Here is a 14,009-nt window from a genome sequence, read left to right as displayed (position 1 = left end):
AGGCTAATGTTGCGATGTTCAATCTTTGTTCTTGCCATGACACCTGCCTACGCCAAGACACCCGGCTTCTGTCGCGACTGCCTTGCCGAGCAGAAAGCTGAAACGCGCCGTTGCGCTGCGTGCGGAAGTCCTCGTGTTGTGCGGCATAAGGAGCTCTACGAGCTGACCCTGGCGCACATCGATTGTGACGCCTTCTATGCAGCGATCGAGAAGCGTGACAATCCGGAACTCGCCGACAAGCCCGTCATCATCGGTGGCGGAAAGCGCGGGGTGGTATCCACCGCTTGCTATATCGCGCGCATCCATGGCGTTCGCTCGGCAATGCCAATGTTCAAGGCTCTGGAGGCCTGCCCACAGGCAGTCGTCATCAGGCCCGACATGGAAAAATACGTTAAGGTCGGACGGGAGGTCCGCACCTTGATGGAGGAGCTGACGCCGTTGGTTCAGCCGCTTTCCATCGACGAGGCGTTCCTGGAACTTGGTGGAACCGAGCGGCTGCATCACGATCCGCCGGCGCGCACGCTCGCCAAGTTCGTTCAGCGGATCGAGAAGGAGATCGGCATCACGGTCTCCGTCGGCCTTTCCTACTGCAAATTTCTCGCCAAGGTCGCGTCCGACCTGCAGAAGCCCAGGGGCTTCTCGGTCATCGGTCGGGAGGAGGCCGTTTCCTTCCTTGCGCCGCGACCGGTGACGACGATCTGGGGTGTCGGCAAGGCGTTTGCAGCAACGCTCGAGGCAGACGGCATCCGAACGATCGGCCAATTGCAGACAATGGAGGAAAGCGACCTCATGCGCCGATACGGCAGCATGGGGCAGCGGCTTGCACGCCTCTCGCGCGGCATCGACGACCGCGAGGTCCATTTGAACGACGCAGCAAAAAGCGTTTCGTCCGAAACGACCTTCTTCGATGATATTTCCCGCTATGATGAACTCGTCCCGATTCTCCGCAGCCTTTCGGAAAAGGTTTCCTGGCGGCTGAAGAAGCACGATATCGCCGGTCGGACGGTGGTTCTGAAAATGAAGACGGCGGAGTTCAAGTTGCGCACCCGCAATCGCAAGCTCGAAGATCCGACCCAGCTTGCCGACCGGATATTCCGCACCGGGCTCGAACTCCTGGAGAAGGAGACGGACGGTACAAAGTTTCGGCTGATCGGGATCGGCGTGACTGATCTTTGCGATCCCGCGCGCGCTGATCCTCCCGACCTTATCGATATGCAATCGGCCCGCAGGGCAGCTGCCGAAGCTGCCATGGACAAGCTTCGCGACAAGTTCGGAAAAGGCACCGTCCAGACCGGATATACCTTTGGCGGCAAGCGCGATCACTAGTATGTGAGCCTGCTTCAACGTCCGTTATTTCAAGTTTTCCTTAAGCTTCGGCGACTAGGCTGGCGCTTCAAGTATTGCGTATCGGTTGAGTCATATGTTGTCGCGTCTCGTTTTCGGCCTCGGCTTGCTGTCGGCCACCGCGCTCGTGCACCCCGCGCTTGCCGCGGATTCACGCACGCTGCAAATCTTCGTATCGAAGGATACGCAGTCGCTTACGCTCTATGATGGCACCGAGGTCGTGGCGACCTCGAAGGTCTCGACGGGGAAACCCGGCCATAGCACGCCGAGTGGCATCTTCTCGGTCATCGAGAAGCAGAAATATCACGAGTCCAATATCTATTCGGCTGCGCCGATGCCCTTCATGCAGAGGCTGACCTGGTCCGGCATCGCGCTTCACGAGTCCAATTCCGTACCGCGCTACCCTGCATCACACGGCTGCGTCCGCATGCCGGCAGCCTTCGCCAAGCAGCTCTACAAGATGACGACGATGGGCGTTCCCGTTGTTATAACCGACGCCGAACTCACGCCCGAGCCGATCGATCACCCGATGCTCTTCCGGCCGGACGTGCCAGAACCGCCACTGCTTTCCGACGCTTCGCTGAGGCCGGCAATCGGGCAAGCGCCCGTTCAGGTCGCCATGAACGACGTCGCACTACCATCTCCTGATACGCCGGCGGCAACAGGGCCGACAAACGACACACCGATCCGCATTCTCATAACGCGCCGCAGTCTCCGAGCGGAGGTCATCGACCTTCAGACCTACCTGAATGAGCTTGGCTTTGCCGCAGGTGAACCCGATGGCTTCCTCGGGTCGGCAACGCTGCAGGCAATCAGCGACTTCAAACTGAAGTATCCGGTGGAGCCCACGGCAGAAAAGTCACCAATGAGTGACGCGCTCATCAGGGCAGTCTATGCCGCGGCAGGCAAGGGAACGCCACCAAATGGCATCATCCTGATCCGCCAGGGTTTTGAGCCGGTTCTTGAGGCACCGATCTCGATTGAGAACCCTGGGCTTGCCCTCGGCACGCACTTCTTCTTTGTCCACAACGTCGATTTCGAAACCGGCTCGGCAGACTGGATGGGGGCAACGCTTCCCAACACACTCTCGCACGCAACCATGACCCGGCTCGGCATCAGCAGCCTCGAAAGCTCGATCATATCAGGCACACCGATCGCCAACGCCTTGAGCCGCATCGATATTCCCGAGGAGACACGGCGCAAGATCGACGCCATGTTGACCACCGGCTCGACACTGACAATCTCCGACACCGGCCTCGGAACCGAGACCGGCGAAGGAACGGACTTCATCACCCTTACGAAAGGCTGAGGTCAGACCAGCTCGACGTCGATGACGCCCGGGGCTGCGCGAAGGGCTGCGGCAATCTCAGGTGTGATGCGATATTTCTGCGGAAGCTCGACCTCCACCTCGCGCTTGCCTTCCTCCTTGATCACGATGAAGGAGACCAAGCCATCGCCCTTGGCATTCAGGTGCGCCGCAACCGCCCGAAGCGGCCCTGAATCCCGCACGTAGACGCGTAGGGCCTTCTGCATTTGTAGTGATTTCTCTTCAAGCGACTGGATGGTCTGCAGGCGAAGGCCAACGCCTTCGGGCCGCTCCTCCCCCGTCGCCGTGATAACGAAGGACTTTCCGGATTCCAGCACATCACGATACTGGTTCAGCATTTCGGAAAACAGCACGGCTTCGAACTGACCCGAGGAATCCGAAAACACGATGATGCCCATCTTGTTGCCGGTCCTGGTCTTGCGCTCCTGCTTCGAGATGACCGTCCCTGCAAGGCGGCCGTTACTCGCGCCCTGCTTCACCGCGGCCGAAAACTCGGCGAAGGTCTGGACCCGCATCTTCCGCAGAATGTTCTGGTAGCTGTCGAGCGGATGTGCCGTCAGGTAGAAGCCAAGGACCTGAAACTCCTTGAGCAGCTTCTCGGAGGCCAGCCATGGCGAAAACTGCGGTAGCGAGATTTTCTCCGGGCCAGACGACAGCGCGCTGCCGAAGATGTCCGACTGGCCGCTCAGCTTGTTTTCCTGTGCACGCTGCGCATAGCCCATGATCCGATCGAGACCGCCTGCGAGTTGCGCCCGATCGAGCCCGAAGCAATCGAAAGCACCGGCAAAGATCAGGCTTTCCAGCACACGCCGGTTCACCTGTCGCGGATCAATGCGCAGACAGAAATCCTCAAGGCTTGCAAATGGGGTGCCGCCCCGGACCTCCACGATGTGGTCGACGGCTGATTCGCCGACTCCCTTCAGCGCCGCCAGCGCATAGTAGATCCTGTTGTCGCCGGTTTCGAAGTGGCGGAACGAGGTCTGCACCGAGGGTGGGATCACCTCAATGTCGAGGCGCTTCGCGTCCTGGCGGAAGTCGTTCACCTTCTCGGTGTTCGACATATCGAGTGTCATCGACGCGGCAAGGAACTCGACCGGATAGTGCGCCTTCATGTAGGCGGTCTGATAGGAGACAATCGCGTATGCAGCGGCGTGCGACTTGTTGAAGCCGTAGTTCGCGAACTTGGCGAGCAGTTCGAAGATGTTGTCGGCCTGCGGCTTCGACACACCGTTCTTGATGGCGCCATCGACGAAGCGCTCGCGCTGCTGGTCCATCTCCGCCTTGATCTTTTTACCCATGGCGCGACGCAGAAGGTCGGCTTCGCCGAGCGAATAGCCCGACAGGACCTGGGCGATCTGCATCACCTGCTCCTGGTAGACGATAACCCCCTGCGTTTCCTTCAGCAGATGGTCGATCGTCGGATGGATCGACTCGACTTCTTCCTCGCCGTGCTTGCGGGCATTGTAGGTCGGAATATTCTCCATCGGACCCGGACGATAAAGGGCCACGAGCGCGATGATGTCCTCAATGCAGTCCGGCTTCATACCGATCAGCGCCTTGCGCATACCCGCACTTTCGACCTGGAACACGCCGACGGTTTCGCCACGCGAAAGCATCTCGTAGGTCTTCTTGTCATCGAGCGGGATCGAAGCGAGGTCTACCTTGATGCCGCGCTTGGCGACGAAATCGACGGCGACCTTCAACACCGTCAGCGTCTTCAGACCAAGGAAGTCGAACTTGACGAGGCCAGCCTGCTCGACCCATTTCATATTGAACTGGGTGACCGGCATGTCGGAGCGCGGATCGCGATACATTGGTACCAGCTTCGACAGCGGTCGGTCGCCGATGACGATACCGGCAGCATGGGTGGAGGCGTGGCGGTACAAGCCCTCGATCTTCTGGGCAATATCGAGCAGGCGCGCGACGACAGGCTCCTTGTCGGCCTCCTCCTGCAGCTTCGGCTCCTCCTCGATCGCCTTTGACAGCGGGGTCGGGTTGGCCGGGTTGTTGGGAACCAGCTTGCATATCTTGTCGACCTGGCCGTAGGGCATTTCCAGCACACGGCCGACGTCGCGCAGTGCCGCGCGCGCCTGTAGCGACCCAAAGGTGATGATCTGCGCCACCTGCTCGCGGCCGTATTTGCGCTGCACGTAGCGGATCACCTCTTCTCGGCGATCCTGGCAGAAGTCGATATCGAAGTCCGGCATCGAGACGCGTTCCGGGTTGAGGAAGCGTTCGAAGAGCAGCGAGAAACGCAGCGGATCGACGTCGGTGATCGTCAGCGCATAGGCGACCAGCGAGCCCGCACCCGAGCCGCGACCCGGGCCGACGGGAATGTCATGCTGCTTTGCCCATTTGATGAAGTCCGAAACGATCAGGAAGTAGCCCGGGAACTTCATGCGTTCGATAACGCTGAGTTCAAACTCCAGCCGCTCGCGGTAGTCTTTCTCCTCATAGCCGGGCGACATGCCGAGCATGGCAAGGCGACTATCCAGTCCCTCCTCCGCCTGCCGGCGCAGTTCGAGCGCCTCTTCGCGCTCCGCTTCCTCGGGGTCGGTCGTGGCGCCGGTGAAGCGGGGCAGGATCGGCTTGCGCGTCTTGAGGATGAAGGAGCAGCGCCGCGCGATCTCGATAGTATTTTCCAGCGCTTCCGGTAGATCGGCAAAAAGCCTCGCCATTTCGGCACGGCTTTTCAGGTAGTGATCAGGCGTTAGACGGAACCGCGTATCGTCGGAAACGATCGCGTTGTGGGCAACGGCCATCAGGGCGTCATGCGCATCATAATCGTCACGGGTCGGGAAAAAGGCTTCATTGGTGGCCACCAGCGGCAAATCGTGCTCATAAGCAAGGCCGATCACCTTCTGCTCATGGCGCTTGTCATAGGTGCCGTGCCGCTGCAACTCGACGTAAAGCCGGTCGCCGAAATGACGCTTCAGCAGCAGAAGGCGTGCCTCCGCTTGAGCTGCATGTCCGTCCTTGAGCGCCACGTCGATCGGTCCCGTCAAGGCACCGGTCAGAGCGATCAGGCCTTCCGTTCCGATCTCGTCGAGCCAAGAGGCGCGAATGTGGATCGATTGACCATTGCCCTCGCCGCCGAGATAGGCGCGGCTGACCAGATCCACCAGCCGCTCGTAACCAGCATCAGTCGCCGCCAAGAGGACCAGCGACGGCAGCTTGACGAGCACCTGCTGGCCGCCGCGCCGTTCCGTCTCAGGACCATCTTCCATGTCGATCGAGACCTGACAGCCAATGATCGGCTGCAGGCCCTCGTCCATGGCCTTCTGTGAAAACTCGAGGGCGACAAACAGATTGTTGGTGTCAGTGATCGCAATGGCCGGCTGGCTATCGCCCGACGCCTTATAGAGGATCTTCTTGAGCGGCAGTGCCCCTTCGAGCAGCGAATAAGCCGAGTGGACACGAAGGTGAACGAAGCCCGGCGTACCGCCGATGAAACCGCTTGCCGCGTCTTTCTCCGCACCCCCCATGACATGCCTTCCGATCATCTGAATCAAATCAGGTCTATTCTCAGCATCGGGGGGTCGATGTCCAGACAAGGGTTGCGTTCGGACCGCATGACAGCCATGCGGTCCCCGAAATTCTTACATTGCCATGCAGATCAGCGAGAAGCTGGCAACGAACATTGCGATGGAGGTGAATGCTGCGATATCACGGATCAAGTCAGTCATTTGGCTCTCCTGTTCTCTTATGTTTTCAATTTGTTCCGCTATTGTTCTATTGTCAACAGGATTCTTTTCCGCTCTGCTGGCCGTATGGCGATGGGAGAAAAGCATGTTTAAGTTTGTATTAATTGCGGGATTGGTTCTATCGACAGCGTTTACCGCTCGAGCCGAGCAGATTGACCCCGCGCGTATCATCGACGCGGCGACAGGTGATTGGGATGGCGACGGGCGTGCGGATCTCGCACTGCTGGTTGCACCTGAAGATAGCGCCAGCGACGATCAAATCGGAATCTACATCTATCTTCGTGATAGCGACCACGAGCTGCTGCGACTGTCCATGAGCGCGCCAAACAAGATTTGGGGCAGCACCAGCGCTGACGGCGTCTTCGGTCAGGAACCCTCGTTGAAAGTCGTCGGCAAGTCCTCGATCGCAATACATTCGCAGAACAGCGCCATCGGGCGCGACCGCTGGGACCAGACGCTGACAGTGGCTTATCGCAACAAACAGTTCGTTGTCGCCGGTTACACCTACAATCACTACGACACGCTCGACCCCAACGCCGGCGGTACCTGCGACTACAATGCATTGACCGGCAAGCTGCAGAAGAATGGCAAAGACATCAAGGCCGAGTCGCGCGTCATCCCAATCCTCCAATGGAATGACGACACAGGGCAAGCGATCTGTGGGCAATAGTCTTTGTTCTTATTTTGTTCTTTACAATTGGCACGGTTATTGAGAGGCTGCCGAGCTGGAGAACAAAGATATGGATATCGCCGCACTGAACAGCTTCATCGTCGAGGCAAAGGCCAATTCCTATGTCGGCGGCGGAAGTCCCGCGCCCGCGTGCCGAACAGGATCGCATGACATCGGTTATCAGCGCGGCCCATGGCGCTATCTCGACAGTTATTTCGGCGGCACCGATTTCGCCGGGCAGGAAGTGGTCTGGCTGGACAGCGAACCGATCTGGGCAATGAACTACTTCGGCCGCATCGTTGAGCATTCGCTGATCGACGGAGAACGGGCGGGGACTGTCATCAAGGCTGCGCTGTCAAAAATGTATGCCGAGTATCGACGCTTTCTCGGCGGTATGGAATTCGATCATGCCTTCGGCTTCTATGCCGATCAAAGCATGGGCGACTGCAGCCATTTCAGCGGCCGCGAGGTAATCGTCGTGAAAGAACGCAGGGCCTACGAACTGGACTACCGTGGCGGCCTCATCCACCCGTGATCAGAAATCCACGACCTTGCCGTCGGCGATTGTGACGCGCCGGTCCATGCGGCCGGCGAGTTCGTGATTGTGGGTCGCGATCAGCGCCGCCAGGCCGGATTGACGGACCAGCGCTTCGAGCGCGTCAAAGACGTAGCTCGCGGTTTCAGGATCAAGGTTGCCCGTAGGCTCGTCCGCCAAAAGCAGGCTTGGCGCATTGGCGACGGCGCGGGCAATCGCCACACGCTGTTGCTCGCCACCGGAAAGTTCCCCTGGACGATGCGCACCGCGATGACCGATTCGCATGTAGTCGAGCAACTGGCCAGCGCGCTCCTTCGCTTCCTTGCGTGGCAGCCCGGCGATCATCTGCGGCATCATGATATTCTCGATCGCGGAGAATTCCGGCAGCAGGTGATGGAACTGATAAACGAAACCGATCTCATTGCGACGGATCGCCGTGCGCTTGTCGTCCGGCAAACCGTCACAGGCGTGGCCGTTGATTGTCACCTCTCCCCCATCGGGATGCTCGAGAAGGCCGGCAACATGCAGCAGCGTCGATTTACCCGTGCCTGACGGCGCGACGAGGGCGACAATTTCGCCGCTGTTCAGCGTGAAGTCCACGCCCTTCAGGATCGAGAGCAGCGTCTCACCCTGGCCATAGTGGCGCTCGACGCCGGAAAGCTTGAGAACGGTAGTCCGCTTCATAAAAATAGCATTCCTTATTCGTAGCGCAGGGCCTGCACGGGATCGAGCTTGGAGGCCCGCCACGCCGGGAAGATGGTGGCAAGGAAGGACAGCGTCAGGGCCATGATGACGACCGAGAGTGTCTCTCTAAGGCTCATTTCTGCCGGCAGTTGGCTGAGGAAATAGAGCTGAGGATCGAACAGCACCGTCCCGGAAACCCAGGAGAAGAACTCGCGGATCTTCTCGATGTTGATACAGACAATGACGCCGAGAAGGACGCCGGCCAGCGTGCCAACGACGCCGATTGCCGCGCCCGTCATGAAGAAGATGCGCATGATTGCGCCGGAGCTTGCGCCCATCGTTCGCAGGATGGCGATATCGCTGCCCTTGTCCTTCACCAGCATGATCAAGCCGGAAATGATGTTGAGCGCCGCGACGAGAACGATGAGCGTCAGGATCATGAACATGACATTCCGCTCGACTTCCAGGGCGGAGAAGAAGGTCTGGTTGCGTTGCCGCCAGTCGGTGATCGCGATCTGGCGGCCTGCTGCGGCTTCGACCTTCGGCCGCATGTTGTCGATGTCGTCGGGATTGTCGACGAAGAGCTCAATGGATTGAACCAGCCCCTCGGCGTTGAAGTAAAGCTGTGCTTCCTCGAGCGGCATGTAGATGATCGTCGCGTCGTACTCCGACATGCCGATCTCGAAAATGCCGGAAACCTTGTAGGATTTGACCCGTGGGTTGACGCCCATCGGCGTGACGTCGCCCTCCGGCGATATCAACGTGATGGTGTCACCGGCCTGGAGGCCGAGTTGTGTAGCCATGCCCGAGCCGATCAGGACACCTTGGCCAGCGGCAAAGCCGACAAGGTCGCCGGACTTGATGTTGCCCGAGACCGTCTTCACCTTGTCCAGGTCTTCAGGCCGGATACCGCGTACCAGCGCGCCCGTACCGGCACCACCCTGCCCGGAGGCCAACGTCTGCCCTTCCACGAGCGGCAGGGCCAGCTTGACGCCCGGCACGGCGCCAAGCCTATCGGTCAGCGCCGAATAGTCGTTGAACGGCGTATCAACGGGCTGAACGATCATGTGGCCGTTGATGCCAAGAATGCGGGAGATCAGCTCCGTGCGAAATCCATTCATCACAGCCATGACGATGATGAGCGTGGCAACACCGAGCATAATGCCGATGAAAGAGAAGCCGGCGATCACCGAAATGAACGCCTCCTTGCGGCGGGCGCGCAGATAGCGCCACGCCACAAGCCGTTCGAAGGCGGAAAATGGCCGGCTGGCCGGCGCCGAGCCGGATCTGGAACCCTGCCGCTGGCTCACCGCTGCATCTGCCATCCTGCCTCCCGCCCTTCTCAGCCCAAGAGCTTATTGATCGCCGCGTCGATGGTCATCGTTTCGCGGGCGCCTGTCTTGCGGTCCTTCACTTCGACTTCGCCGCTCGCGACCGCACGCGGGCCGGCAATGATCTGCAGCGGAACACCGATCAGATCGGCGGTCGCGAATTTCGTTCCGGCGCGGTCGTCCGTATCGTCATAGAGGACGTCCTTGCCGGCATTTGAGAGCGTCGCATAGATCTTCTCGCAGGCCACATCGCACGCCGCATCACCGGCCTTCATGTTGATCACGACCGCATCGAACGGCGCCACGGACGCCGGCCAGATGATTCCGTTTTCGTCATGCGATGCTTCGATGATGGCGGGAACAAGGCGGGTCGGGCCAATCCCGTAGGAGCCCATGTGGACGGTATGTTCCTTGCCATCCGGACCTTGCACCTTCGCGCCCATCGGCTCGGAATACTTCGTGCCGAAGTAAAAGATATGACCCACTTCAATGCCGCGCGCAGAGAGGCGATCGCCTTCCGGAACCGCGTCGAACGCGGCTTCGTCATGCATCTCCGACGTGGCGGCATAAAGCGACGTCCACTTGTCGAAGACTGCTTTCAGGCCCTCGACGCTGTCGAAGTCGGTATCTTGAGCCGGGATATCAAAGTTTACAAAATCCTTGTGGCAGAACACCTCGGACTCGCCGGTGTCGGCCAGAATGATGAACTCATGGCTGAGATTGCCACCGATCGGGCCGGTATCGGCACGCATCGGAATGGCACGGAGGCCGAGGCGGTCGAACGTGCGCAGATAGGCGGTGAACATCTTGTTATAGGAGTGCTCCGCGCCTTCGCGCGTCAGATCGAAGGAATAAGCATCCTTCATCATGAATTCACGCGAGCGCATGGTGCCGAAGCGCGGACGGATCTCGTCGCGGAACTTCAGCTGAATGTGATACAGGTTGAGCGGCAAGCTCTTGTAGGACTTCACGTAGGACCGGAAGATATCCGTGACCATTTCCTCGTTGGTCGGACCATACAGCATCGGGCGATCCTGGCGATCCTTGATGCGCAGCATTTCCTTGCCGTAGGCGTCGTAGCGCCCGCTTTCCTGCCAGAGCTCGGCCGACTGCAGCGTCGGCATCGACAGCTCGATCGCGCCGGCGCGGTTCTGCTCCTCGCGGATGATGTTGTTGACCTTGTCAAGAACGCGCTTGCCGAGTGGCAACCAGGAATAGATGCCCTGCGACTGCTGCCGGATCATGCCGGCGCGCAACATCAGCCGATGGGAGACGATTTCCGCCTCCTTGGGGTTTTCCTTCAGGATGGGCATGAAATAGCGAGACAGGCGCATGGCGAATTCCAGAGCTGTTGAGATACCGCATGTCGCGGAATCGAAGGCGATCACAAATATTGGCAGCGTTCATAGCTGCTTCGCGAAAGGAAAGAAACCCGCGACGGGCTGACGCGGTCTGCCGTTAAAGCAAGTTCGCACGTGTGAAGCAGACAAAGTAAGAAAAAGGCGGAATTATAATGGTTTGTACGAAATTCTTATCAACAGAAAAAAATTGCTCGAGTGTAGCAAAAATGCAAAAAAACCTGATGACAAAGCCCATTCTTTGAGCTAGCTTTAGCCCACAAAACAGGCAGGGAGCTAAATTTCTGCCGATTTCGCGGTCAAGTCTTGGGAGGATCAGATCTTAGGCGCGCTTGTCGCAGCCCCGGCAACGGATAAGGATCACGCGATACTTAAAACAAGGCTTTCAGCCTTGTTTTTTTTTGGCTCTTTTCCGGCATATTCCGCTTTCAGCAGCTTCGCTGCCGTAGCGTAAGGTCTCATTCCGTTGCGGCATCTCCTTGCCGCAACTTCATCACACGCGTGTGACAGCTGAAATCCGCGTTCGCCCAAAAACTGGGCAAACGCTCTTACACGTTTGAGAATGAAGGGCCGATCTGCGGCAGGGCGTCGAAGCCCCACCCGAAGTAGTTCGAAGCAATATACCACAACGCGTAGATGACGGCGGAGATGAGCGTCGTCATCGAGAAGACAAATACCGGCCGGAATCGGGTCGGCGCGCTGTGAACAGTTCCCAATACGATATCGTTGTCTTCCGCTTGCGTGCGCAGGCCGATCGGGAGGACGGCAAAGAGGGTAATCCACCACACGATAAAGTAGACGGCGAAGCCCTGTAGAAATATCTGCAGCATCGAAAGGTCCCGCTAAGCTCGTTGCGACTATCGCAATTATCGCGCTTATAGGCCGAAATGTCCGTCGACACAAAGCAGGTTTGAACCACTTCCTGACATTTACCGGATTTGTGTCACTCTGCCGCAGGCTTGTTCAAACCTGCTCCAGTTCGATCAGGGTCCCGAAGAAGTCCTTCGGATGCAGGAACAGCACCGGCTTGCCGTGCGCACCAATCTTCGGCTGACCATTGCCAAGTACTCTTGCACCTGCCTGCATCAGCTGATCGCGAGCAGCGAAAATATCGCCGACTTCGTAGCAGATATGATGCATTCCGCCGGACGGGTTCTTCTCCAGGAAAGCCGCAATCGGCGAGTCCGCCCCCAACGGCTGCAGAAGTTCAATTTTGGTATTCGGCAGTTCCACGAAGACAACAGTGACGCCGTGCTCCGGCAGAGCCTGCGGGGTCGAGACGGATCCGCCGAGTGTGTCCCGATATGCCGCCGTTGCGGCCGCGAGATCGGGAACAGCGATAGCAACGTGATTGACCCGGCCGAGCATGCGTCACACCTTCGTAACAAACACCGTGACCACGGGCTTCTTGCCCCAGGTCTGGTTTGCTGCTGCACGGATGGCACGGCGAACCGACTCCTGCAGCAGGTCGAGATCCTTCCGGCGTGCCCGCGGTATGCTTTCGATGGCGCCAACAGCAGCATCGTAGAGCGTATCTTCCATCTCGTCGCCCTCGTCGTCGTAGACAGGCAAACCGATCGCAACAAGGTCCGGATCTCCAACGATATCATAGCGGCTGTCGATCACGACGTTGACGGCAACATGGCCGACATAGGAAAGCTTCTTGCGCTCGCCGATGCCCATCTCGTCGAAATCGCCGATCAGCGAACCGTCCTTGTAGATGCGGCCATGCGGCGCCTCGTCGATCACCTCGACTGGTCCCGGAGCCAGGCGAAGAATGTCGCCGTTGCGCACACGCGGCACGATCGAGATGCCCGACTGCTCCGCGAGTTCCTTGTGTGCCGTCAGGTGCGTCGCCTCGCCGTGTACCGGCACGACGATCTTCGGCCGTGTCAGCTCGTACATCTTCTGCAACTCGTTGCGGCGCGGATGTCCGGAAACGTGAACTAGGGCCTCGTTGTCGGTGATGACATGGACGCCCTGCTCGATCAGGCCGTTCTTGATATCCTGGATCGCCTTCTCGTTACCCGGAATGGCGCGGGAAGAAAATACGACGATATCGCCCGATGCAAGCGCTACGTTGCGCATCTCGTCGCGCGAAAGTTTAGCAAGGGCAGCGCGTGGCTCACCCTGGCTGCCGGTCAGGATGACCACCACCTTGTCGCGCGGGATGTAGCCGTACTCCTCCTCGGAAATAAACGGCTTGATGCCTTCCATCAGACCTATATCGCGAGACACGTCGACAACGCGCTTGAGCGAACTGCCAAGCAAAAGGACTTCGCGGCCTTCAGCCTCGGCCGCCTCGGCTACCGTGCGAATACGGCCGACATTCGATGAAAACGTCGTCACCGCAACACGGCCTTCGGCATTCTCGATGATCTTGCGCAAGCTCTCGGAGACATCCTTCTCCGACGGCGATACGCCATCCCGAAGAGCATTCGTGGAATCGCACATCAACGCCAGAACGCCTTCGTCGCCAAGCTGGCGGAAACGGGTCTCGTCTGTCAACGGACCGAGCGACGGTTCATGATCGATCTTCCAGTCGCCGGTATGGATCACATTGCCGAGGGGCGTGCGGATCACCAACGACATCGGCTCCGGAATGGAGTGGTTAACCGCCACACCTTCGACGCTGAAGGGGCCTGCATTGACGGTGTTGCCCGCCGTAAACAGCGTCACCGGGATCTCGCCGATGGCCGACTTCTCAAAATTGCGCTTCGCCTCGAGAAGCCCTGCTGTAAAGGCCGAGGCATAGACTGGAACGTTGAGGCCTGGCCATAGATCGGCGAGCGCGCCATAGTGGTCCTCATGCGCGTGGGTGATGAAGATCGCCTTCAGGCTCTTGCGCTCGCTGGCGAGATACCGAATGTCGGGCAACACAAGATCGACACCCGGCAAGTCAGGTCCAGGAAAGGTGACGCCGCAGTCGACCATGATCCACTGGCGATGATCCGGCGGGCCGTAGCCGTAAAGGGCGAGGTTCATTCCGATCTCGCCAACGCCGCCCAACGGCAGAAATACCAGTTCGTCCTGCTTCGCCATATTATTCTTTTTTC

General features: G+C 58.9%; 11 protein-coding genes. 4 read left to right on the top strand and 7 right to left on the bottom strand.

All coding sequences use genetic code 11. The features are described from left to right. Nucleotides 1-6 precede the first annotated feature (6 nt). Entirely contained in the window at nt 7-1,326 is a 1,320-nt protein-coding gene (locus NBG89_RS05775; protein WP_431322050.1) for a DNA polymerase IV, read from the top strand. A 94-nt stretch (nt 1,327-1,420) separates the two neighbouring features. Continuing rightward, entirely contained in the window at nt 1,421-2,653 is a 1,233-nt protein-coding gene (locus tag NBG89_RS05770) for a L,D-transpeptidase family protein (RefSeq protein WP_431322049.1), read from the top strand. A gap of 2 nt (nt 2,654-2,655) precedes the next feature. Here the strand turns inward: NBG89_RS05770 and dnaE are convergent, their stop codons facing one another. Next, complete coding sequence (gene dnaE / locus NBG89_RS05765; protein ID WP_431322048.1) at nt 2,656-6,156, bottom strand: DNA polymerase III subunit alpha; 3,501 nt, start codon at nt 6,154-6,156, stop codon at nt 2,656-2,658. 304 nt (nt 6,157-6,460) lie between these two features. Between dnaE and NBG89_RS05760 the strand changes: the two genes are divergently transcribed. Beyond that, a complete protein-coding gene (locus NBG89_RS05760; protein ID WP_431322613.1) occupies nt 6,461-7,045 on the top strand; it encodes a hypothetical protein in 585 nt (194 codons plus the stop codon). Between the two features lie 70 nt (nt 7,046-7,115). Further along, the gene (locus NBG89_RS05755) at nt 7,116-7,580 is read left to right on the top strand and encodes a DUF5680 domain-containing protein (protein ID WP_431322047.1); all 465 of its coding nucleotides are present in this window, start codon (nt 7,116-7,118) and stop codon (nt 7,578-7,580) included. On the opposite strand, the gene NBG89_RS05750 is transcribed toward NBG89_RS05755, so the two are convergent. From NBG89_RS05750 to NBG89_RS05725, 6 genes are all read right to left on the bottom strand, one after another. Next, nucleotides 7,581-8,264, bottom strand: a complete 684-nt coding sequence (locus NBG89_RS05750; protein ID WP_088691841.1) for an ABC transporter ATP-binding protein — start codon at nt 8,262-8,264, stop codon at nt 7,581-7,583. Between the two features lie 14 nt (nt 8,265-8,278). After that, nucleotides 8,279-9,589, bottom strand: coding sequence for a lipoprotein-releasing ABC transporter permease subunit (locus NBG89_RS05745; RefSeq protein WP_431322046.1), 1,311 nt, complete (start codon nt 9,587-9,589; stop codon nt 8,279-8,281). Between the two features lie 17 nt (nt 9,590-9,606). Next, nucleotides 9,607-10,929 (bottom strand): proline--tRNA ligase, encoded by a 1,323-nt coding sequence (proS, locus tag NBG89_RS05740; protein WP_431322045.1) that lies wholly within the window; start codon nt 10,927-10,929, stop codon nt 9,607-9,609. Between the two features lie 572 nt (nt 10,930-11,501). Continuing rightward, nucleotides 11,502-11,783 (bottom strand): DUF1467 family protein, encoded by a 282-nt coding sequence (locus tag NBG89_RS05735; RefSeq protein WP_431322044.1) that lies wholly within the window; start codon nt 11,781-11,783, stop codon nt 11,502-11,504. 133 nt (nt 11,784-11,916) lie between these two features. Next, on the bottom strand, nt 11,917-12,321 hold the full coding sequence (gene mce, locus NBG89_RS05730; RefSeq protein ID WP_431322043.1) for a methylmalonyl-CoA epimerase: 405 nt from the start codon (nt 12,319-12,321) through the stop codon (nt 11,917-11,919). Nucleotides 12,322-12,324: 3 nt separating this feature from the next. Beyond that, nucleotides 12,325-13,995, bottom strand: coding sequence for a ribonuclease J (locus NBG89_RS05725; RefSeq protein WP_088691838.1), 1,671 nt, complete (start codon nt 13,993-13,995; stop codon nt 12,325-12,327). Between the last annotated feature and the right edge of the window lie 14 nt (nt 13,996-14,009).

Source organism: Rhizobium sp. YTU87027 (assembly GCF_050644135.1).
GTDB lineage: Bacteria > Pseudomonadota > Alphaproteobacteria > Rhizobiales > Rhizobiaceae > Rhizobium.
The sequence above is the reverse complement of the archived record's forward strand: the minus strand, read 5'-3'. Positions and strand labels throughout refer to the sequence as shown.